16 protein-coding genes and 1 pseudogene are annotated in these 21,305 nt (G+C 72.3%); 4 read left to right on the top strand and 13 right to left on the bottom strand.

Annotated features, from left to right (window positions below; genetic code table 11):
• Positions 1-109: 109 nt before the first annotated feature.
• Both GUY61_RS15600 and GUY61_RS15595 read right to left on the bottom strand, forming a co-directional pair.
• Positions 110-1,807, bottom strand: coding sequence for a glycoside hydrolase family 13 protein (locus tag GUY61_RS15600; protein WP_166630760.1), 1,698 nt, complete (start codon positions 1,805-1,807; stop codon positions 110-112).
• A gap of 202 nt (positions 1,808-2,009) precedes the next feature.
• Positions 2,010-3,278 carry an ABC transporter substrate-binding protein gene (locus GUY61_RS15595; protein ID WP_166630759.1) on the bottom strand — a complete coding sequence of 423 codons (1,269 nt, stop codon included), beginning with the start codon at positions 3,276-3,278 and terminating at the stop codon, positions 2,010-2,012.
• 136 nt (positions 3,279-3,414) lie between these two features.
• Here GUY61_RS15595 and GUY61_RS15590 point away from each other — a divergent pair, with 136 nt between their 5' ends.
• From GUY61_RS15590 to GUY61_RS15580, 3 genes are read left to right on the top strand one after another with little or no spacing between them, the layout of a single operon-like run.
• Positions 3,415-3,921: a PadR family transcriptional regulator gene (locus GUY61_RS15590; RefSeq protein WP_166630758.1), complete on the top strand. Its 507-nt coding sequence runs from the start codon at positions 3,415-3,417 to the stop codon at positions 3,919-3,921.
• The gene (locus tag GUY61_RS15585; protein WP_166630757.1) at positions 3,918-4,700 is read left to right on the top strand and encodes an ABC transporter ATP-binding protein; all 783 of its coding nucleotides are present in this window, start codon (positions 3,918-3,920) and stop codon (positions 4,698-4,700) included. Before GUY61_RS15590 ends, GUY61_RS15585 begins: the two co-directional genes overlap by 4 nt.
• A gap of 5 nt (positions 4,701-4,705) precedes the next feature.
• A complete protein-coding gene (locus tag GUY61_RS15580) occupies positions 4,706-7,027 on the top strand; it encodes an FtsX-like permease family protein (RefSeq protein ID WP_166630756.1) in 2,322 nt (773 codons plus the stop codon).
• A gap of 575 nt (positions 7,028-7,602) precedes the next feature.
• Here the strand turns inward: GUY61_RS15580 and pgi are convergent.
• The 11 genes and pseudogenes from pgi to uvrC form a co-directional block, all read right to left on the bottom strand.
• Entirely contained in the window at positions 7,603-9,255 is a 1,653-nt protein-coding gene (gene pgi, locus GUY61_RS15575) for a glucose-6-phosphate isomerase (protein ID WP_166630755.1), read from the bottom strand.
• A gap of 706 nt (positions 9,256-9,961) precedes the next feature.
• Positions 9,962-10,297: an RNA polymerase-binding protein RbpA gene (locus tag GUY61_RS15570; protein ID WP_003957010.1), complete on the bottom strand. Its 336-nt coding sequence runs from the start codon at positions 10,295-10,297 to the stop codon at positions 9,962-9,964.
• A gap of 179 nt (positions 10,298-10,476) precedes the next feature.
• Positions 10,477-10,713, bottom strand: coding sequence for a preprotein translocase subunit SecG (secG, locus tag GUY61_RS15565; RefSeq protein ID WP_313896675.1), 237 nt, complete (start codon positions 10,711-10,713; stop codon positions 10,477-10,479).
• 105 nt (positions 10,714-10,818) lie between these two features.
• Positions 10,819-11,574, bottom strand: coding sequence for a triose-phosphate isomerase (tpiA, locus tag GUY61_RS15560; RefSeq protein WP_166630762.1), 756 nt, complete (start codon positions 11,572-11,574; stop codon positions 10,819-10,821).
• Positions 11,575-11,618: 44 nt separating this feature from the next.
• Entirely contained in the window at positions 11,619-12,830 is a 1,212-nt protein-coding gene (locus GUY61_RS15555) for a phosphoglycerate kinase (protein ID WP_166630753.1), read from the bottom strand.
• Between the two features lie 118 nt (positions 12,831-12,948).
• Positions 12,949-13,953: a type I glyceraldehyde-3-phosphate dehydrogenase gene (gene gap, locus GUY61_RS15550; RefSeq protein WP_166630752.1), complete on the bottom strand. Its 1,005-nt coding sequence runs from the start codon at positions 13,951-13,953 to the stop codon at positions 12,949-12,951.
• A gap of 533 nt (positions 13,954-14,486) precedes the next feature.
• Positions 14,487-14,772 (bottom strand): annotated as a pseudogene (locus GUY61_RS40190) (hypothetical protein); the annotation flags it as partial.
• Positions 14,773-14,891: 119 nt separating this feature from the next.
• Positions 14,892-15,869 (bottom strand): DNA-binding protein WhiA, encoded by a 978-nt coding sequence (gene whiA, locus GUY61_RS15540; RefSeq protein WP_166630751.1) that lies wholly within the window; start codon positions 15,867-15,869, stop codon positions 14,892-14,894.
• On the bottom strand, positions 15,860-16,906 hold the full coding sequence (gene yvcK / locus GUY61_RS15535; protein WP_166630750.1) for a uridine diphosphate-N-acetylglucosamine-binding protein YvcK: 1,047 nt from the start codon (positions 16,904-16,906) through the stop codon (positions 15,860-15,862). The genes whiA and yvcK overlap by 10 nt, the downstream gene beginning before the upstream one ends.
• The gene (rapZ, locus tag GUY61_RS15530; protein ID WP_208106032.1) at positions 16,903-17,925 is read right to left on the bottom strand and encodes an RNase adapter RapZ; all 1,023 of its coding nucleotides are present in this window, start codon (positions 17,923-17,925) and stop codon (positions 16,903-16,905) included. The genes yvcK and rapZ overlap by 4 nt, the downstream gene beginning before the upstream one ends.
• A 180-nt stretch (positions 17,926-18,105) precedes the next feature.
• Positions 18,106-20,115, bottom strand: coding sequence for an excinuclease ABC subunit UvrC (gene uvrC / locus GUY61_RS15525; RefSeq protein ID WP_166630749.1), 2,010 nt, complete (start codon positions 20,113-20,115; stop codon positions 18,106-18,108).
• Positions 20,116-20,294: 179 nt separating this feature from the next.
• On the opposite strand from uvrC, the gene GUY61_RS15520 reads away from it, so the two are divergent.
• Positions 20,295-21,203: a carbohydrate kinase gene (locus GUY61_RS15520; protein WP_166630748.1), complete on the top strand. Its 909-nt coding sequence runs from the start codon at positions 20,295-20,297 to the stop codon at positions 21,201-21,203.
• Positions 21,204-21,305: the final 102 nt, after the last annotated feature.

Here is a 21,305-nt window from a genome sequence, read left to right as displayed (position 1 = left end):
GTGCTGCGAGTGGGGCCGGTGGGTCGCGGAGGTGGGAGAGGCCGGCCGGTTCGGAGGGCCGACCGATTCGGAAGGCCGGCCGGTTCGGAGGGTCAGCCGGTTCGGGGGGTCAGCCGGTTCGGGGGGTGGCGCTGTCGGAGATCCACCAGGCGGTGGTGGCGCCGGGCAGCACTCCGTCCCGGCAGGGGCCGCTGGCCAGCAGCGGCGTGCCGGGGACGGGCGCGGGCACGGCTTCGGAGCCGAAGTTGACCGCGCAGACCAGCCCGTCGCCGCGTACGAAGGCGAGCACGCCGGGCGGGGTCTCCAGCCAGCGCAGGGTGCCCTCGCCGAGCTGCGGCAGACCGCGGCGCAGCTGGAGCCCGTCGCGGTAGAGGTGCCAGAAGGAGCGGGTGTCGGCCAGCGCCCGGTCGGTGGCGTGGGCGGCGAACCACTCGGGCTGCGGCAGCCAGGGCCGGGCGGCGCCGTTGCCGGTGGTGAAGCCGAACGGAGAGGCGTGCCCGGACCAGGGCAGCGGCACGCGGCAGCCGTCGCGGATCCGTGCCCGGCTTCCGGTGCGGCGGAAGATGGGGTCGGTCAGCACCTCGTCGGGCAGGTCGAGCACTTCGGGCAGGCCCAGTTCCTCCCCCTGGTAGATGTACGCGGCGCCGGGCAGGGCCAGCATCAGCAGCGCGGCGGCCCGGGCGCGGGCGGCACCGACCCCGCCGGCCTCGGCGCCCAGTTCCCCGTAGCGGGTGACGGTGCGGACCTGGTCGTGGTTGTTGAGCACCCAGGTGACGGTGGAGCCGGTGCCCGCGATGTCCCGCAGCGCCTCGTCGATGGTGTGGCGGAAGGCGGCGGCGTCCCAGGGCGCGCCGAGCAGGTCGAAGAAGAAGGCCTGGTGCAGTTCGTCGGAGCGCACGTACTTGGCGTGCTCGCGGGCGGTGGGTACGGAGACCTCGCCGACCAGCAGGCGTTCCCGGCCGTCGCGCGCGGCGTACTCCTCGCACACGGCCCGCCAGTGCCGCCAGACCTCGTGCACCTCCGGCTGGTTCCAGGCCAGCGGGTTGACCGAGTCGCGGGCGCGCTCGTCGGCCTCCGGGTCCGGGGAGTCGGGGAGCGCGGGGTGTTTGAACAGGCCCGCGGCGACGTCGATGCGGAAGCCGTCGACGCCCCGGTCGAGCCAGAACCGCAGCACGTGGTCGAAGTGGGCGCCGACTTCGGGGTTGCGCCAGTTCAGGTCGGGCTGCTCGGGGGTGAACAGGTGGAGGTACCACTGGCCGGGGGCGCCGTCCGGTTCGGTGATCCGGCTCCAGGCGGGCCCGCCGAACATGGCGCGCCAGTTGTTGGGCGGTTCCGCGCCGTCCGCGCCGCGGCCGTCGGCGAAGTGGAAGCGGGCGCGAGCGGGACTGCCGGGGCCGCCTGTGCTGCCGGGGCCCTCGGCGAGTGCCTCACGGAACCAGGGGTGCTCGCTGGAGCAGTGGTTGGGGACGATGTCGAGGAGGACCTTGATACCCAGCCGGCGCGCGTCGCCGACGAGCAGGTCGAATTCGGCGAGGTCCCCGAAGACCGGGTCGACCTCGCAGTAGTCGGCCACGTCGTAGCCGTGGTCGTGCTGCGGCGAGGGGTAGAAGGGGCTGAGCCAGATGCCCTCCACGCCGAGTTTCTTCAGATACGGCAGTCCCGCCCGGACCCCGGCGAGATCGCCGATGCCGTCCCCGGTGCTGTCCAGGAAGCTCCGGACGTACACCTGGTAGATCACGGCGTCCCGCCACCAGTGGTGGTGCGTGACGCCATGCGTGAGGCCGTTCCCGGCCAGGGCTGTGAGCATCTCCCGTTGACCTGTTCCGCTTGGAGGGTGCCTGGCCCGAGCGGGCCGAAGTTATGCATGCATGTTAAGTAGGCATGACGAGCGAGTGTCAACGAATCGACCGAAAGCTGCCCCTTATTGCAAGGAAATGTCCTATCGCGGGAAGCAGATCAAATACTTAACATGTAAGTAGACCGGGTCGCGGGGCCCGGGAGAGCGTGCGTCAGCGCCCGCGGCTGATCTCCGCGAGCTCCCTGGCCAGCCGCGCCACGGCGGCCTCCGGCGACAGCCGCAGCGCCAGCACGTCGTGTGTCACGGCCTGCACCGCCAGGGTCACCTGGTCGTAGTGCGGGCTCTTGGGACGGGGCTCCGCCGCCAGCACACTGCTGCGCAGTGTCGGCAGATAGGGGAAGTCGTGCACCAGCGCCGGATCGGCGTACAGGGCGGCCCGCACGGGCGGCAGCGAACCCTTGGTGAGCACCTTGCGCTGCACCGGTTCACTGGTCAGGTAGGCGATCAGGTCGGCCGCCGACTCGGGGTGCCTGGAATGCGTGCCCACCGCGAGATTGGAGCCGCCGAGCACACTGGTGCCCGGGCCGCCGGGGCCGGGCAGCGGTACGACGCCGAACTTCCCGGCGACCTCGGAGCCCGCGCCGTCCGCCAGCGTGTGGACGTACGGCCAGTTGCGCAGGAAGAGCAGCTCGCCGTCCTGGAAGGCCTGCCGGGACTCCTCCTCCTTGTAGCTCAGCGCCTCCTGCGGTATCCAGCCCTCGCGCACGCCCCGGGCGAGGAAGCCGATGCCGGTGCGGGCGGCGGCCGAGTCCACGGTGACGTGCTCGCCCTCACCGCCGAGGAACGAGCCGCCCGCCGAGTGCACCGCCTCGGTGACATTGACGGTCAGCCCCTCGTACGGCAGGAACTGCCCGGCGTAGCCGCCGATGCCGTACCTCGGCGCCAGCGTCCGGGCCTGCCTGGCCAGTTCCTCCCAGGTCCGGGGCGGCCTCTCGCCCTCCCGGCCGAGGATGTCCCGGCGGTAGTAGAGCAGGCCGGCGTTGGTCACGTACGGCACTGCGTAGAGCCGGCCGTCGAAGGTGGCGGTGTCCACCACCGGCGGCAGGAAGGTGCCCAGCGGGAAGCGGTCCCGGCGCAGCGGGGCTATCCAGCCGGCCGCGGCGAACTCCGAGGTCCAGGCGACATCGATGTTGAGCACGTCGTAGCGGCCCTCGCCGGACCTCAGATCGGTGATCATCTGGGCGCGGGTCTCGTCGGCGGAGTCGGGCAGCTCGACGAGCGTGACCCGCTCCGCGGGGTGCGAGCGGTTCCAGTCGTCGAGCAGCGGACCGAGATAACCGGTGAGGTCGCCGGCGGTCGCCAGCGTCATCGGCCCGCGGCCACCGCCGTCCCGGCCGGGCTGCGCGCCGGCCCCGGCGTAACCGCTCAGGATCACCGCGACGATCAGGAGTCCCCTGGCCGCGGCCCGCATCCACCGCATGGGTTCCTCCCTGAGCACCGCACCGGCCTTCCTCGCCCGGTGTCGGCAGCCATATATACCTGTTAGGCATGCGCGATACTAGGCGCTGAATCACAGGGCGGATCACGGGGTCCGGATCGGGAGGAGGGGAGCACGAGTGCGGCTGGCCCTCCTGGCGCTCCTGGCACGCGGGCCCGCCCACGGATACGAACTCAAGCAGGACCTTGAGCAACTCCTCGGTGCCGCGTACCCTCAGCCGAACGTCGGCCAGATCTACGTGACGCTCGGGCGCCTGGAGAAGTCCGGACTGATCGAGGGCGAGGAGGTCGCCCAGTCGAGCCGGCCCAACAAGAGGATCTACCGGCTCACCGACGCCGGGCACGAGGCCGTGCTCGCCTGGTTCGAGGAACCGGCCGACGAGCCCCGGGTACGGGACGAGTTCTTCATGAAGCTCGCCCTCGCCCCCGGGTCGGGGCTGGCCGACCAGATCGAGCTGATCAACAAGCAGCGGCGCCACTACCTGAACACCATGCGGAACCTGTCGAAACTCGCCGCGGCCGAGGACCGGGACAACCGGACCGCCCAGCTGCTCGTCGAGGGCGCGATGCTGCATCTGCAGGCCGATCTCGACTGGCTGGAGCGCTGCCAGGAGGAGCTGGAATGAGCGACACCCCCACTCCCGGGCCCGCGACGTCCGCCGCGCCGATCCTGTGCGCGCGGGGCCTGGTCAAGACCCATTATGGCGAGGGCGCCCCCGTCGAGGCCGTGCGCGGCGTCGACCTGACCGTCCGGCAGGGCGAGTTCGTGGCCGTCACCGGGCCGTCGGGGGCCGGCAAGTCCACCCTGCTGCACCTGCTCGGCGGGCTGCAGCGGCCCGACAGCGGCACGATCCTGCTGGACGGCGAGCGGGTGGACTCCTACAGCGAGGCCCGCTGGGCGGTGCTGCGCCGCCGGCGGATCGGCATCGTCTTCCAGTTCTTCAACCTGGTGTCCAACCTGACCGTCGCCGACAACGTGGAACTGCCCGCGCTGCTCGCCGGGAGCACCTCCAGGCAGGCCCGCGCCGAGCGCCGGCGGCTGCTGGCCGAGCTGGGCCTGGACGGCAAGGAGCGCAGCATGCCGGGCGAGCTGTCCGGCGGGGAGCAGCAGCGCGTCGCGCTGGCCCGGGCCCTGGTCAACCACCCCGGCCTGCTGCTCGCCGACGAACCGGCGGGCAGCCTCGACAGCAGGGGCACGCGGGAGGTGATGCGGCTGCTCTCCCGCTTCCACCAGCAGGGCCAGACGATTCTGCTCGTCACCCATGACGCGCGGATGGCCAGCGCGGCGGACCGCGTGATCAGCTTCTTCGACGGCCGGATCGCCGACGACGCCGTGCTCGGCGGGAACGGCGCGCGCCGAGGGGCCCGTAGCGGCGTGTCCGGCGTGCTCGAACTGAGGGACTGACGCGGGTGCGGACGACTCTGCGGTGGGTGGGCGCCGATCTGCGGGCGCACCGCGGGGAGGCGCTGTTCATCGTGCTGGCGACCGCGGGGATCATCGTCTCGCTGCTGCTGGCGGCGGCGCTGTTCGGTTACGCGGCCAACCCCTGGCAGCGGGTCTTCACCCAGTCCCGGGGCGCCCATGTGTGGATCCACACGCGGGCCGGCGCGAACGCGGCGGACGCCGCACGGCAGGCGGGCGTGGAGGCGGTCGCGGGTCCGTTCCGCACGGCCCGTACGACCGCCGAGTCGTCCTCGGGGCGGGCGGCCGTGGAACTGCGCGCGGCGGGGACCCGCCGGCCGGAGGTGGCCCGGCCACTGCTCACCGAGGGGCACTGGCTCCAGGCGGGCACGGCGGACGGGATCGTGCTGGAGGCCGGGCTGGCGGGCGCTCTGTGGGCGAAGCCGGGTGACCCGCTGACCCTGCCGGGCGCCGACGGACGCGTGCGGACCCTCACCGTCGTCGGCGTCGCGGAGTCCTCGGAGCTCTCCTACAGCACCGGGAAGCGGCCGGGCGTGGCCTGGGTGCTGCCCGGCGCGCTGGACGCCGCCGGTGTCCCGGAGGGACTGCGGGGACAGGTCGTGGGACTGCGGCTGGACCGGCCGTCCGACACGGACTTCGCCGTCCAGCGCGCGGTCACCGTGCTCGGCGCCGACGAGGTCACCCAGGTCTCGGACTGGCGGCAGGCCCGCGCGGAGGCGCAGGGCGACGACCGGCTGCTCGGGCTGCTGATCGGTCTCTTCGGGCTCGGCGCGCTGCTGGCCGCGGCACTGGCCGTGGTGGGGGCGATCAGCACCCGCATCCGCGGTCACCTGCGGGACATCTCGGTCCTGAAGGCCATCGGCTTCACCCCTGGCCAGGTCGTACGGGTCTTCCTCGTCCAGCACCTGGCCCTCGCGCTGCTCGGCGCGGTGCTGGGGACGGTGCTGATGGAGACGCTGGGCGCCTCGATCCCAGGCCGGATCGGCGAGGCGGTGGGCGTGTGGCGTGACCTGCCCGGGCAGCCGTGGATGCTGCCCGCCGTGCCCGCCGCCGCCGTGCTGTTCATCGCCACCGCGACCGGTCTCGCCGCGTGGCGGGCCGGTCGGGTGCCGCCCGTCCCGGTGCTCCAGTCGGCGCTGACGGACGGCGGCCGCATGTCGGCGCTCGCCAGGGGCGCGCTGGGGCTGCGCGGTGTACGGGTCCCGGCCGCACTGGTGCTCGGCTGGCGCGGCGCGTTCCCGCGCCGGGCACGCACCCTGGCCACGGTCCTCAGGCTCGCGCTTCCGCTGCTCCTGATCACCGTGGCCGTGGCCACCCTCACCACACTGGACCGTTTCCGGGAACGGCCGCAGGACCTGGGGCTCGCGGCGGCGCTGACCGCGCGGGCGGACGGCGGGCTCGGCGACACGGAACTGCGCCGCCTGCTCGAGGATCACCCGGACGTGGAACGGGCGCATCCGGGCGCGGAGGTCGCGGCGCTGGTCCCGGGCCAGACCGGCACGATCGCCTTGCGCGGTCTCGGCACCCTCGACGAGCCCTACCCCTTCGCGCTGGCGGAGGGCCGCTCCGCCCGCGGTCCCGACGAGGCGGTGGCGGGGCAGGGGCTGCTCGACCTGCTGGACATCGAGGCCGGCGACTGGGTGCGCATGACGGTGGAGGGCCGCCCGCAGATCCTGCACGTCGTCGGCCGCGTCATCGAACCGGAGAACGGCGGCCGGGTCCTGTCCACCACGGTCGACTCGCTGCGGGAGCGCGATCCGGCGCTGCGTGCCGCCTTCTACCAGCTCGAACTGCGGCCGGGCACGGACGCGGGGAAGGTACGCCGGGAACTCGTGGCCGCCTCGGACGGCCGCGCCGAGATCCGCGAGGTGACCAACCCCGCGGACCGGCTGTCCTCCGTACGCGGTGTCGTCGCCGGACTGATCGGGGTACTGGCGCTGATCGGGCTGACCGAGCTGCTGTCCATGATCGGCGGAAACGTGCGGGACCGCGAGCGGGACCTGTTCGCACTGAAGGCCATCGGGCTGACGCCTCGCCAGATCATGACGGTCATCATGGCGGCGGGCGGGTTCACCGCGCTCGCGGCGGCGGTGCTGGGGACCGCTCTGGGGGCGCCGCTCGCCCGCTGGCTGATCGACGCCCAGGCCCGGTCGGGGGGCATCGGCGCGGGCATCGCCGAGCCGCCACCTGCGTGGATCCTGCTCCTGATCACCCTCGCCGCGGTCCTCGGCGCCCTCCTCGCCGCCGCCCTCCCCGCGGCCCGCGCGGTCCGTCACCGTCTCGCGGACACCATGAGCACGGTGGCCTGACCGACCGCGCCCCCGGGCCGTGCGCACAGACCCCGCCGGCGCCCCGGGGCAGGCACGCCCCGACCGGCACGGGCACCACAAGCACCCTGGCCCGACCGACCGCACCCCGGGCCGTGCCGCCACCGAGGCGGACGCGCACCCGCACCGCCCCGCGGACACCATGAGCCCGGCGGCCGGCCCAGGGTGCTTTCGGCCCCGGGCGGCTCGCTGCGGGTGGGAGCGGGCACCGCTGCGCCGTACCGCGTCCTCGCCGACCATGCGCCGCGTGACGGTCGCCCGCGGGCGACCGCACGCACGGCCGGCAGGTTCCTGCCTGCCGTGGAGGCGACGGCCGGGCGGGCGCTGCAGCTCCGCGTGCCCGCTCCCACCCGCAGCGAGCCGCCCGGGGCCGCGGGTGACGGCGCGGTCGCGCACGACCCGGCCCGGCGCCCGGGGCAGCAGGCTGCCGGGCCGGCATCCGGGCGCGCCCGGCATTCCGGGCCCGCGCCCCGGCCGCGGGCGACGGCGCGGTCGCCGCACGGCCCGGCCCCGTGGCCGGAGTCTCGGACCGGGGTCGGCGCGGCCGCGCGCCGGGGTCAGGCGCCGCGCAGCTCCCGGTACGTGTCGATCAGGGCCGCCGTGGAGGGGTCGATACCCGGGACCTCGTCGCCCTCCGTCAGGGCCGGTTCGATGCGCTTGGCGAGGACCTTGCCGAGCTCCACGCCCCACTGGTCGAAGGAGTCGATGTTCCAGACCGCGCCCTGTACGAACACCTTGTGCTCGTACAGCGCGACGAGCTGACCCAGGACCGAAGGCGTGAGCTCGCGCGCCAGGATCGTCGTCGTGGGCCTGTTGCCTGCGAAGGTCTTGTGCGGCACCAGTTCCTCGTCGACGCCCTCCGCACGGACCTCGTCCGGCGTCTTGCCGAAGGCCAGCGCCTGCGTCTGCGCGAAGAAGTTGGCCATCAGCAGGTCGTGCTGCGCGACGAGCCCCGGCAGCAGGTCGTCCACCGGCTTGGCGAAGCCGATGAAGTCGGCCGGGATCGTCTTGGTGCCCTGGTGGATCAACTGGTAGTAGGCGTGCTGGCCGTTGGTGCCCGGCGTGCCCCAGACGACCGGGCCCGTCTGCCACTCGACCGGGTTGCCGTCGCGGTCCACGGACTTGCCGTTGGACTCCATGTCGAGCTGCTGGAGGTAGGCGGTGAACTTGGCCAGGTAGTGGCTGTAGGGCAGCACTGCGTGCGACTGGGCGTCGAAGAACGCCCCGTACCAGACGCCCAGCAGGCCGAGCAGCAGCGGCGCGTTGGCCTCGGGCGGCGCGGCGCGGAAGTGCTCGTCGACGAGGCGGAAGCCGTCGAGCATCTCGCGGAACCGCTCCGGGCCGATGGCGATCATCAGCGACAGGCCGATCGCCGAGTCGTACGAGTAGCGCCCGCCGACCCAGTCCCAGAACTCGAACATGTTGGCCGTGTCGATGCCGAAGTCGGAGACCTTCCCGGCGTTGGTCGACAGCGCCACGAAGTGCTTGGCCACCGCCTCCGCGCCCGCCCGCAGTTCGGTCTGCAGCCAGTCGCGGGCCGAGGTGGCGTTGGTGATGGTCTCGATGGTGGTGAAGGTCTTCGAGGCGACGATGAACAGCGTCTCGGCCGCGTCCAGGTCACGGATCGCCTCGTGCAGGTCGGCGCCGTCCACATTGGACACGAAGCGGAAGGTGAGGTCGCGCGCGGTGTAGGCGCGCAGCGCCTCGTAGGCCATGGCGGGTCCGAGGTCGGAGCCTCCGATGCCGATGTTCACGACGTTCTTGATGCGACGGCCGGTGTGCCCGGTCCACGCCCCGGAGCGGACCCGTTCGGCGAAGTCCGCCATCCGGTCCAGCACGGCGTGCACGGCGGGCACGACGTTCTCGCCGTCGACCTCGACGACGGCGTCCCGCGGGGCGCGCAGCGCGGTGTGCAGCACGGCGCGGCCCTCGGTGGTGTTGATCCTCTCGCCGCGGAACATGGCGTCACGCAGCTCCGCGACCCCGCGCGCCCGGGCCAGCTCGCGCAGCAGGCCCAGCGTCTCGTCCGTGACCAGCTGCTTGGAGTAGTCGATGTGCAGGTCGCCGACCTGGAGGGTGTATCCGGTGCCACGGGCGGGATCGGCCGCGAAGAGCCCCCGCAGATGCGTGTCCCCGAACTCCTCCCGGTGCTTGGCCAGCGCGGCCCACTCGGGCAGCTGGTTGAGCCTCGTACGGCCTTCTGCGTTCATCTCTGAGATCAGCCCACTTCTTCTCGTACCTGCGTACCAGTACGTACGTGCGTACCTGCCCCGCTGCTCGAACCAACCTAATTGATCTGCGGTACCGATGAGGTGACGGCGAGAGTGAACTGCACGGCCGCCAGGAGGGCCGGGGTGTTGAGCCCCCAGGCCGTGGCCACGGCTCCGCCGGGCAGTGCCCCGAGCGGGGGTTCCCCCCAACCGCCAAGGTGCGGAACACGGCGCTGATCCGGCCCGGCATCTCCTTGGGCGGTCCGGCGTCCCGCCGGCCCGTCACGTGCGGCACCAGCGTCGCGATCAGCGCGCCCGTGCCGATGCCGCACAGTGCCGTCGCCGTGCAGGGGCCCGTGCGGGGCGCGGTCCCGCCACGGGGTGCGTATGCCCTCCGCGACCTCGCCGCGCAGGGCGCCGCCCGCGGCTCCCGGTGCCCGTGGGACGGGCCGACGCGCAGCGTGGCGACCGGGGGGAGCGGCCCCGATGACGCAAGAGAGGGCGTCCGGGCGTACGGGGCGGCGGCACCCGCCGCGAGCGGCGCCGGGACCAGCGCAGCCGCCAGGCACCCGCCCGCGATTCGGACCCGGGCCGCCGTCGGAGCAGGCCACCGCCGGAGCGGGCCGCCGGGACAGTGCCGCCGTCGGCGCGAACCGCCGGAACGAGGTCCGGCCGGGCACCCGAAGGTGTCCGGCCGGTTCAACAGCTAGATCTCGCCCCGCAGTTTGGCGAGCGCCTCGGCGAGGATCGCCTCGCCGTCTGCGTCGCTTCGCCGCTCCCGTACGTACGCGAGGTGCGTCTTGTACGGCTCGGTGCGCGGCGGGTCCGGCGGGTTGTCCCGGTCCTGCCCGGCCGGGAAACCACAGCGCGGGCAGTCCCAGGTGTCCGGGACCTGCGCGTCACTGGCGAAGCTCGGCTGCGTCTCGTGCCCGTTCGAGCACCAGAAGGAGATGCGCAGGCGCGGAGCGGATTCGCCTCGCTCGGCCTCACCCATCGGCCCCGCTCCGACCCGACTCCCTCGGATCGCGTTGCCACTTGCCACGGTCGTAACTCCCTGCGTGATGGTGCTGCGAAGCCCCTGACTGACGAGAAGCTCCGCTGCGGAGCGCCCCAGTCTACGTAAGGCCCAACGCGCGTCCAGTGGCAGGAGTTACAACAAAACCCCCGAGGACACGCCCTTTCATGATAGGCCGCGTCTCCGACACCGCGTCAGACGATGCCTCAGCTGTCCAGCTTCATCAGCACACCAAGTGCGACAATGCACGCGAACCACAGCAGACCGACCACCACGGTGATCCGGTCGAGGTTCCGCTCCGCGACGGAGGAACCGCCGACGGAGGACTGCATGCCTCCGCCGAACATGTCGGAGAGACCGCCGCCCTTCCCCTTGTGCATGAGCACCAGCAGCATCAGCAGCGCGCTGAACACGAGCAGGGCGATCGAGAACCCCATAACCACGGCTGGACCAACTTCCTCGGATCGGACAGACGACGGGGGCCGGGACTACGGCCCGGCCCCCGCAAGACTACGACGTATCGCCGCTAGCGCATACTCACAGCCCGCTCACTGATCGCGGAAGCGGACGATCTTGACGAACTCCTCCGCGTCCAGGGCCGCACCGCCGACCAGAGCGCCGTCCACGTCGGGCTGGGCCATGATCGCGGCCACGTTGGACGCCTTCACGGAGCCGCCGTACTGGATGCGGACCTGGTCGGCCAGCTCCTGCGAGTAGAGCTCGGCCAGCCGGCCGCGGATCGCCCCGCAGACCTCCTGGGCGTCCTCGGGCGTGGCGACCTCGCCGGTGCCGATGGCCCACACCGGTTCGTAGGCGATCACGATGCTCTCGGCCTGCTCGGCGGGGATGTCCTTCAGGGCCCCGTCGACCTGGGCGAGGGTGTGGGTGACCTGGTTGCCGGCCTTGCGGACGTCCAGGCCCTCGCCGACGCACAGGATCGGGGTGAGGCCGTGCCTGTACGCGGCCTTCACCTTGGCGTTGCAGAGGTCGTCGGTCTCGTTGTGGTACTGACGGCGCTCGGAGTGCCCGATGGCGACATAGGTGCACTTCAGCTTGGCCAGCATGGCACCGGAGACCTCACCGGTGTAGGCGCCGGAGTCGTGTGCCGACAGGTCCTGGGCACCGTACTTGATCTTGAGCTTGTCCCCCTCGACCAGCGTCTGCACGGAGCGCAGGTCGGTGAAGGGAGGCAGGACCGCGACCTCGACGGCGTCGTAGTCCTTGTCCGCCAGGGCGAAGGCGAGCTTCTGGGTGTGCGCGATGGCCTCGAGGTGGTTGAGGTTCATCTTCCAGTTGCCCGCCATCAGCGGCGTACGGGCTGCTTTGTCTTGCGGGAGTGGCACGGTGTTCAGTCCTCCAGTGCGGCAAGGCCGGGGAGCGTCTTGCCCTCGAGGTATTCGAGGGAGGCACCGCCGCCGGTCGAGATATGGCCGAAAGCATTCTCGTCGAAGCCCAGCTGCCGCACGGCGGCGGCACTGTCGCCACCGCCGACCACGCTGAAGGCGGACGAGTCGAGCAGGCCCTGGGCGACCGCCCTGGTGCCCTCGGCGTAGTCGGGGTGCTCGAAGACGCCCATCGGGCCGTTCCAGAAGACGGTGGCGGCGTCGGCGAGCTTCGAGGCGTACAGCTTGCGGGTCTCGGGGCCGATGTCCAGGCCCTCCTGGTCCGCGGGGATGGCGTCGGCGGCGACGACGGACGGGTTCGCCGGGGCCTTGGTCTTCAGGTCCGGGAAGTCGGCCGAGACCAGGACGTCCACCGGCAGGACCAGCTCGACGCCGTTCTTCTCGGCGCGCTCCATGTACTCCGCGACGGCCGGGACCTGGTCCTCCTGGAGGAGGGAGATGCCGACCTCGTGGCCCCTGGCCTTGAGGAAGGTGTACGCCATGCCGCCGCCGATGAGCAGCCGGTCGGCCTTGCCGAGCAGCTGGTCGATGACGGCGAGCTTGTCGGAGACCTTGGCGCCGCCGAGCACGACGGCGTACGGGCGCTTGACGTCCTCGGTGAGCTTCTTCAGCACGCCGACCTCGGTGGCGATGAGGTAGCCGGCGTAGTGCGGCAGCCGGGCCGGAAGGTCGAAGACCGAGGCGTGCTTGCGGTGCACGGCGCCGAAGCCGTCACCGACGTACACGTCGGCGAGCGCGGCGAGGCTGTCCGCGAAGGCGCCGCGCTCGGCGTCGTCCTTCGAGGTCTCGCCGGCGTTGAAGCGCAGGTTCTCGATGACGGCGACGCCGCCGTCCGCGAGGCCCTCGACGGTGGCGCGGGCGGACTCGCCGACCGTGTCGGTGGCGAAGGCGACCTCGGTGCCGAGCAGCTCACCGAGGCGCGCGGCGGCCGGTGCGAGCGAGAAGGCGGGGTCGGGCGCGCCCTTGGGGCGACCCAGGTGGGACGCGACGATCACGCGCGCGCCGGCCTCGGCGAGCCTGGCGATCGTCGGCCGGACGGCGCGGATGCGGCCGTCGTCGGTGATGGTGGCGCCGTCGAGCGGCACGTTGAGGTCGGCGCGGACGAAGACCCGCCTGCCCGCGACACCCTCGGCGAGAAGTTCGTCGATCGTCTTCATGTAGGACTCTCCTGACGGGGCCCGTCCGGACCCCTGGTGAACAAGACAAGCCACAGGGCTCGTTCAGCGCCTTCGCTGCCCGAGCCCCGTGCTCACTTCGAAGTTGCCGCCGTACGCGTCAGAGCTGTTCGCCGACGAACACGGTCAGGTCGACGAGGCGGTTGGAGTAGCCCCACTCGTTGTCGTACCAGCCCACGACCTTGACGCTCTTGCCCTGGACCATGGTCAGGGAGGAGTCGAAGGTGCAGGATGCGGGCCAGTTGACGATGTCCGAGGACACGATCGGGTCCGAGGTGTAGTCGAGGATGCCCTTGAGCTGGCCCTCCGCGGCCTTCTGGAACGCGGAGTTGACCTCGTCCCTGGTGACCTCGCGCTCGAGCTCGATGACGAGGTCGGTGACGGAGCCGGTGGGGACCGGGACGCGCATGGCGATGCCGTCGAGCTTGCCCGCCAGCTCCGGGATGACCAGGGCGGTGGCCTTGGCGGCACCGGTGGTGGTCGGGATGATGTTCTCCGCGGCGGCGCGGGCGCGGCGCAGGTCCTTGTGCGGGAAGTCGAGGATGCGCTGGTCGTTGGTGTACGCGTGGACCGTGGTCATCAGGCCCTTGACGATGCCGAAGTTCTCCAGGAGGACCTTGGCCATCGGCGCCACGCAGTTGGTGGTGCAGGAGGCGTTGGAGATGACGTGGTGGCTCGCGGCGTCGTACTTGTCCTCGTTGACGCCCATCACGATCGTGATGTCCTCGTCCTTGGCCGGGGCCGAGATGAGGACCTTCTTCGCGCCGCCCTCGATGTGCTTGGCGGCGTCGGCCTTCTTGGTGAAGATGCCGGTCGACTCGACGACGATGTCGACGCCCAGCTCGCCCCAGGGGATGTCGGCGGGGTTGCGCTCGGAGAGCACCTTGATGGTGTGGCCGTCGACGGTGATGGTGTCGGCGGTGTGGGTCACCTCGGCCTTGAGCCGCCCGAGGATGGTGTCGTACTTCAGCAGGTGGGCCGTGGTCGCGGTGTCGCCCAGGTCGTTGACAGCCACGATCTCGATGTCCGCACCCTGCTCCAGCAGCGCGCGGAAGTAGTTACGACCGATGCGGCCAAAGCCGTTGATGCCTACGCGGATCGTCACGAACCGATCTCCTCGTTAGGTGTGCCGGAATCTGTGCCCCGGCGAGCTGTATGGGATGTCCCCGACCGCTTACGACCCTACCCCGATCGGGGCCCCTCAGTGACATTGCATCGCCCTGAATGACCGGTGTGAACATGGGCCGCGGCCTGTACTCATCGGTAGGTTCGGGGCGGCCCCAGGTCAGCTCCCCGCGGCCCTTCCGCCGGCCCGTGATCGCATTGGTTTCCGCGGCGTCTGACAACCGGTCGGTACCCGTCGCAGACCGGTCGCGAGACGGTCGGCGGGCGGCTCCCGACGATCGGGACACGGGGGCGGACGCCCTCCACCGACGGGCTGCCGGGCACAGGCCCCGGCGCCGTCCGGTCACCGAGGGAAGTCGCGAAGCCCTCCGCCCGGGCCGGTTCCGCCGGTGCGCCGCCGCCGGAGAGGGCCGCGTCGGTGACGAGGCTCAGCGACAGCTCGCTCTTCTCGCCCGCGCAACCGCGTTGCCGGCCGTCCCGAAGTGGCCGAGCGCTCCCAGGGGATGGGGTCTGCCGTTCGGCGACGGCGTACGTGGACCGCTCGCTCTCGGTGCGCTTCCCGTTTCCCCACAAGGCCGGTGAACCACACCTCGACCCGGTCGCCCGCGCGGGTGCCCTCGGCCTCGGCGCGGTACTCGTCGAACGGATGCTGTCCTCGCCGCCGTACGTCTCGCCGCCCCTTCCAGGGCCGCAGGTCCTCGTCGTGCGTACGGCCGCCGTTGACGCGGTACTTGAGCTCCTTGTCCCGCACGGATTTTCGTACGGTGACGGCGACCTCCCGACCGGTACCGCGGGTGTGGTCGGGTCAGGGAACAGACGCTCCCTTCGTACTCGCCGCGGAACACCCGTCGATCGTCCTCCCGGCCCGGGCCCACCGGTTCGCCGCTCCGGGCGGACCGATTCTCCGATCCGGCCCGGTCAGCCGACCATTTCCTCCGTCAGGCTGGATTCCGTGCCCGGGATGCCGAGGTCCTGCGCCCGCTTGTCGGCCATCGCCAGCAGCCGGCGGATCCGCCCGGCCACCGCGTCCTTCGTCAGCGGCGGGTCCGCGAGCGCGCCCAACTCCTCCAGCGACGCCTGCTTGTGCTCCATGCGCAGCCGCCCCGCGGCGGCCAGGTGCTCGGGCACCTCCTCGCCGAGGATCTCCAGCGCCCGCTGCACCCGGGCCCCGGCCGCGACGGCCGCCCGCGCCGAGCGGCGCAGGTTCGCGTCGTCGAAGTTGGCCAGCCGGTTGGCGGTCGCCCGGACCTCGCGGCGCATCCGCCGCTCCTCCCAGGCCAGCACCGACTCATGGGCGCCGAGCCGGGTCAGCAGCGCGCCGATCGCGTCCCCGTCCCTGACGACGACCCGGTCCACGCCCCGGACCTCGCGCGCCTTCGCCGCGATACCGAGCCGCCGGGCCGCACCCACCAGTGCCAGCGCCGCCTCGGGCCCCGGGCATGTGACCTCCAGGGACGAGGACCTCCCCGGCTCGGTCAGCGAGCCGTGCGCAAGGAAGGCTCCCCGCCAGGCCGCCTCGGCATCGCAGGTGGCGCCGGAGACGACCTGCGGCGGCAGACCGCGGATGGGGCGCCCGCGGCCGTCCACCAGACCGGTCTGCCGGGCCAGCTGGTCGCCGCCGGCCACCACCCGTACGACGTAACGGCTGCCGCGCCGCAGCCCGCCCGGCGCCATGACCACCAGATCGGACGAATGTCCGAAGATCTCCAGGATGTCCTTGCGGAGTCTGCGCGCCGCGATCCCCGTGTCCAGCTCCGCCTCGATCACGATGCGGCCGCTGACCAGATGCAGACCCCCCGCGAACCGCAGGATCGCCGAGACCTCCGCTTTCCTGCAGCAGGTCCGGGTGACGGGGAGCCGGGAGATCTCGTCCTTCACCGCTGCCGTCATCGCCATGGGCCGATCCTTCCATGCATCCGAAAAATACGGTCGTACGCGGCGGCCAACAGCTCCGGGTCGTGCCTCTGGGAGCTCTCGGGCGAGGCCACGGGCGCCAGCTCGACCGCGGCACCGAACCGCTCGGCGGCCTCGGTGAGAGATACGCGGTCGGGCACGGCGGCCTCGTCGGCCAGCACCACGTCCAGGGCGAGTTTAGGGGCGTGTCGGGCCAAAACCTCCAAATGACGTTGCGGGGAGAAGCCCTCGGTTTCCCCCGGCTGCGGCGCGAGGTTCAGCGAGAGGACCCGTCGCGCCTTGGTCTCGACCAGCGCGTCCAGCAACTCGGGCACCAGGAGGTGCGGGATGACGGAGGAGAACCACGAGCCGGGGCCGAGGACCACCCAGTCGGCGTCCAGGACCGCCGCGACCGCCTGGGGCACGGCGGGCGGGTCGCTCGGCACGAGGTGCACGGACTGCACCTCGCCCGGGGTGAGCGCCACCGTGGCCTGCCCGCGGACGGTGACCACGTCGTCGGGGCGCTCCGGGTCGTGGCCGCGCACCAGGGCCTGGAGCTCCAGCGGCACGGCGGACATCGGCAGCACCCTGCCCTGGGCGCCGAGCAGCTTGCCGACCAGGTCCAGGGCGGCCACATGGTCGCCCAGCTGCTCCCACAGCGCGACGATCAGCAGATTGCCGACCGCGTGCTCGTGCAGGGCGCCCCCGGACTGGAAGCGGTACTGGATGACGCGGGCCCAGGTCTGGCCCCAGTCGTCGTCGCCGCACAGCGCCGCGAGGGCCTTGCGCAGGTCGCCGGGCGGCAGCACGCCCAGCTCGTCGCGGAGCCGGCCGCTGGAGCCGCCGTCGTCGGCAACGGTGACGACGGCGGTCAGGTCCCCGGTGATCCGGCGCAGAGCGGCGAGCGAGGCGGACAGGCCCATGCCGCCGCCGAGCGCGACCACCTTGGGCTGGGCTCCCCGGCCCACGCGGCCGGGCACCAGACGGCGTACCCGGCCCAGCCGTGCCGAGGTACGGCCCGTCGGCCGGAATCTGCTCACTCGCGCCCCATGTCCCGGTGGACGACGACGGTCTCGACTCCCTCGGCGGCCAGGCGGCGGGCGAGCCGCTCGGACATGGCGACGCTGCGGTGCTTGCCGCCGGTGCAGCCGACGGCGATGGTGACGTACCTCTTGCCCTCGCGGCGGTAGCCGGCCGCGATGAGCTGGAGCAGCTCGGTGTACTGGTTGAGGAACTCCTTGGCGCCCGGCTGGTTGAAGACGTAGTCGGAGACCTCTTCGTTCAGCCCGGTGAAGGGGCGCAGCTCCGGCACCCAGTGCGGGTTGGGCAGGAAGCGGCAGTCGGCGACGAGGTCGGCGTCGACCGGCAGGCCGTACTTGTAGCCGAACGACATCACCGTGGCGCGCAGCTCGGGCTCCTCGCCGCCCGCGAACTGGGCGTCCATCTTGGCGCGCAGCTCGTGGACGTTGAGGCTGGAGGTGTCGATCACCAGGTCGGCGTCGCCGCGCAGCTCCCGCAGCAGATCGCGCTCGGCGGCGATCCCGTCGGTGATCCGGCCGTCGCCCTGGAGCGGGTGCGGACGGCGCACCGACTCGAAGCGGCGGACCAGCGCCTCGTCCGAGGACTCCAGGAAGACGATCCGGTGGCTCACCTGCTTGGTGTCCAGGTCGGCCAGGGACTCGCGCAGGTTGTCGAAGAAGCGGCGGCCGCGCACGTCGACGACGACGGCGATGCGAGCCACATTGCCCTGCGAGCGGGCGCCGAGCTCCACCATGGTGGGGATCAGCGCGGGCGGCAGGTTGTCGACGACGAACCAGCCGAGGTCCTCCAGGCACTTGGCGGCCGTGCTGCGCCCGGCGCCCGACATGCCGGAGATGATCACCAGCTCTGGGATGGCCGGCTCGCCGTTCCCGCCGGTCTCCACCGTCGTGCCCGTACTCACGTCTGCTCCGTATCCGTTTCCGTGGTGCGCCTGGTGCTCGCTGCGCTTCTCGTGCTCGTCGTGCTGGTTGCGCTCGTCGTGCTCGTCGCGCGGGCGGTGCTCGTCGTGCGCGTTCATCCGTACTCCCCCGATTGTGCGTCGTGTGCGCCCCGTACGGGCTGTACGCGGCCTGTGAGACCGCTCCCGCCGGGCGGCCGGTCCCACCGCCCCGCGGTGCCGGCGGGGGCCTTCCGTCAGACGATCCGGCAGGTCCTCGTTGTCCTCGCGGTCGTCTCCGCGACCGGCCCGGTGGCCGTCTCAGCGGTCGTCGTCCTCAATGATCTCTCCTGTCGCGGTGTTCACGGCAGGGGCCGCCGGGGCTGCTCCGGCGAGGGCCGCGGCGACCGCCTCCGCGGTCCTGCGGCCTATGCCCGGGACCTCGCAGATCTCGTCGATCGTGGCCGTCCTCAGTTTCTTCACCGAGCCGAAGTGCTTGATCAGTGACTGTTTGCGGGTCTCTCCCAGCCCGGCGACCGCGTCCAGCGGGCTGGTCCTGATGCGCTTGGCCCGCTTGGAGCGCTGGTAGGTGATCGCGAAGCGGTGCGCCTCGTCCCGGACGCGCTGCAGCAGGTACAGCCCCTCGCTGGAGCGGGGCAGAACCACCGGGTCGTCCTCGTCGGGCAGCCAGACCTCCTCGAGGCGCTTGGCCAGGCCGCACAAGGCGACGTCGTCGATGCCCAGCTCGTCCAGGGCCCGCTTGGCGGCGGCGACCTGCGGCTGTCCGCCGTCGACGACGACGAGCTGCGGCGGGTACGCGAACCGCTTGGGCCGGCCGTCGTCGGCGGGCGTCACGCCCTCCTCCTCGGGGACGGCCTCCTCGTCGGACCACTCCCCCGACTTCTGCTTCTCCTGGAGGTAGCGCCGGAAGCGGCGGCCGATCACCTCGTGCATGGACCGGGCGTCGTCCTGCCCCTCACCGTGCCAGACCTGTGTGTCCCCGACACGGCCCTTGATCTGGAAGCGGCGGTACTCGCCCTTGCGGGGGAGGCCGTCCTCGAAGACCACCATGGAGCCGACGACGTCCTGCCCCTGGAGGTGGGAGATGTCGAAGCACTCGATGCGCAGGGGGGCCGTGTCCAGGCCGAGGCCCTCGGCGATCTCCTCCAGGGCGCGGGAGCGGGTGGTCAGGTCGGAGGCGCGCTTGGTCTTGTGCAGGACGAGGGCCTGCTGGGCGTTGCGCAGGACCGTGGCCATCAGGTCCTTCTTGTCGCCGCGCTGCGGGATGCGCAGGGAGACGCCGGAGCCGCGGCGGCCCGCCAGCCACTGGCTGACGGCCTCGGTGTCCTCGGGGAGCGCCGGGACGAGGACCTCCTTGGGGACGGCGTCGCCGCTCTCCTCTCCGTACAGCTGCTGGAGCGCGTGCTCGACGAGGCCCGCCGTGTCGACGGCCTCCACCTTGTCGGTGACCCAGCCCCGCTGGCCGCGCACCCGGCCGCCGCGGACGTGGAAGATCTGCACGGCGGCTTCCAGTTCGTCCTCCGCGACCGCGATGAGGTCGGCGTCCGTGGCGTCGGCGAGGACGACGGCGTTCTTCTCCATGGCCCTTCTCAGGGCCTCGATGTCGTCGCGGAGCCGGGCCGCCCGTTCGTACTCCATCTCCTCGGCGGCGGCCGTCATCTCCTGCTCCAGCCGGCGCAGATGGGCGCCGGTGCGGCCGGCCATGAAGTCGCAGAAGTCCTCCGCCAGCCCGCGGTGTTCCTCGGCGTCCACACGGCCCACACAGGGCGCGGAGCACTTGCCGATGTACCCCAGCAGGCAGGGGCGCCCTATCTGCGCGGACCGCTTGAACACCCCGGCGGAGCAGGTGCGTACGGGAAACACCCGCAGCATCAGGTCCACGGTCTCGCGGATCGCCCAGGCGTGCGAGTAGGGACCGAAGTAGCGCACGCCCTTCTTCTTGGCTCCGCGCATCACCTGCACCCGCGGGAACTGCTCGTTCATGGTGACCGCGAGGTACGGGTAGCTCTTGTCGTCGCGGTACTTGACGTTGAAGCGGGGGTCGAACTCCTTGATCCAGGAGTACTCGAGCTGGAGCGCCTCGACCTCGGTGGAGACGACCGTCCACTCGACGGAGGCCGCGGTCGTGACCATGGTGCGGGTGCGCGGGTGGAGTCCGGCGAGGTCCTGGAAGTAGTTGGCGAGCCGCTGGCGCAGGCTCTTGGCCTTCCCGACGTAGATCACGCGGCGGTGCTCGTCGCGGAACTTGTACACCCCGGGCGAGTCGGGGATCTCTCCCGGCCTGGGACGGTAGCTGGAGGGGTCGGCCATGCCTGACACCCTACTGGCGGGGTGTGACATCCGGAGGGCGGCGCCGGGAACGCGCGGTGCGGGCCCCGGGCGGTGGCGGAACCCGGGCAGCGGCGGCGGGGAAGCGGGCGGCGGCGTCCGCGCTGATCCGGCCTACCATTTCGGCCGGGCCGCCCGTCCCCGGCCGAGAGGAGCCGTCCGTGATCGTCGTCGCCGGAGAAGCGCTGATCGACCTCGTGCCGCAGCACGGTGGTGACCCCTTGGCGGCGCTGGCGCCCCGGCGGGGCGGCGGGCCGTACAACACGGCGCTCGCGCTGGGCCGGCTCGGCTCGCCGGTCGGCTTCTGTTCGAGGGTCTCCACCGACGCGTTCGGGGAGGCGCTGCTGAACGGCCTGCGGGCGGACGCGGTGGACGTCTCCCTCGTGCAGCGCGGTGACGAGCCCACGACGCTGGCGGTGGCCTCGATAGGGTCCGACGGCTCGGCGCGGTACTCCTTCTACGTCGAGGGCAGCGCGGACCGGCTCTTCGCCCTGCCCGGCGCCCTGCCGCCGCGGACGCGCGCGGTGTCCTTCGGCACCTGCTCGCTCGTGCTGGAGCCGGGGGCGAGCGCGTACGAGGCACTGCTGCGCAGGGAGTCGGCCCGGGGGGTCTTCACCTCGCTCGACCCGAACATCCGGGCAGGTCTGATCGCGGACGCGGACGCGTACCGTGCCCGTTTCGCAAACTGGCTGCCGCACGTCACGCTGCTGAAGCTGTCCGAGGAGGACGCCGCGTGGCTGGGCGGCGGCCCGGAGGAGTGGCTGGCGGCGGGGCCCTCCGCGGTGGTCGTCACGCACGGCGGGGACGGGCTGTCCGTACGGACCCGGAACGGCGCCGGGTTCTCGGTGCCCGGCGAGCGGGTGGATGTCGTCGACACCATCGGGGCGGGCGACACCGTCAACGCGGCCCTGCTGCACCGGCTGGCCCAGCGGGACGCTCTCAGCGCGGGGGCGCTGGGGGCGCTCGACGGCGAGGGCTGGCGGGACATCCTCGGCTTCGCCGCCCGCGCGGCCGCCGTCACCTGCTCCCGCGCGGGCGCGGAGCCGCCGTACGCGTCCGAACTGGCCTGAGCACGACGCCCGGACGCGGCGCCGGCCGGTTGCCGGCCGCCGGGCGCGGAAAGTGATCCGCACACGCGCGTATCCACCCGGTGAACAGTGGATTCACAGGCC

This window comes from Streptomyces sp. GC420 (assembly GCF_009916105.1).
GTDB lineage: Bacteria > Actinomycetota > Actinomycetes > Streptomycetales > Streptomycetaceae > Streptomyces.
Note: the sequence above shows the minus strand (reverse complement) of the source record. Positions and strands in the feature narration are given on the sequence as shown.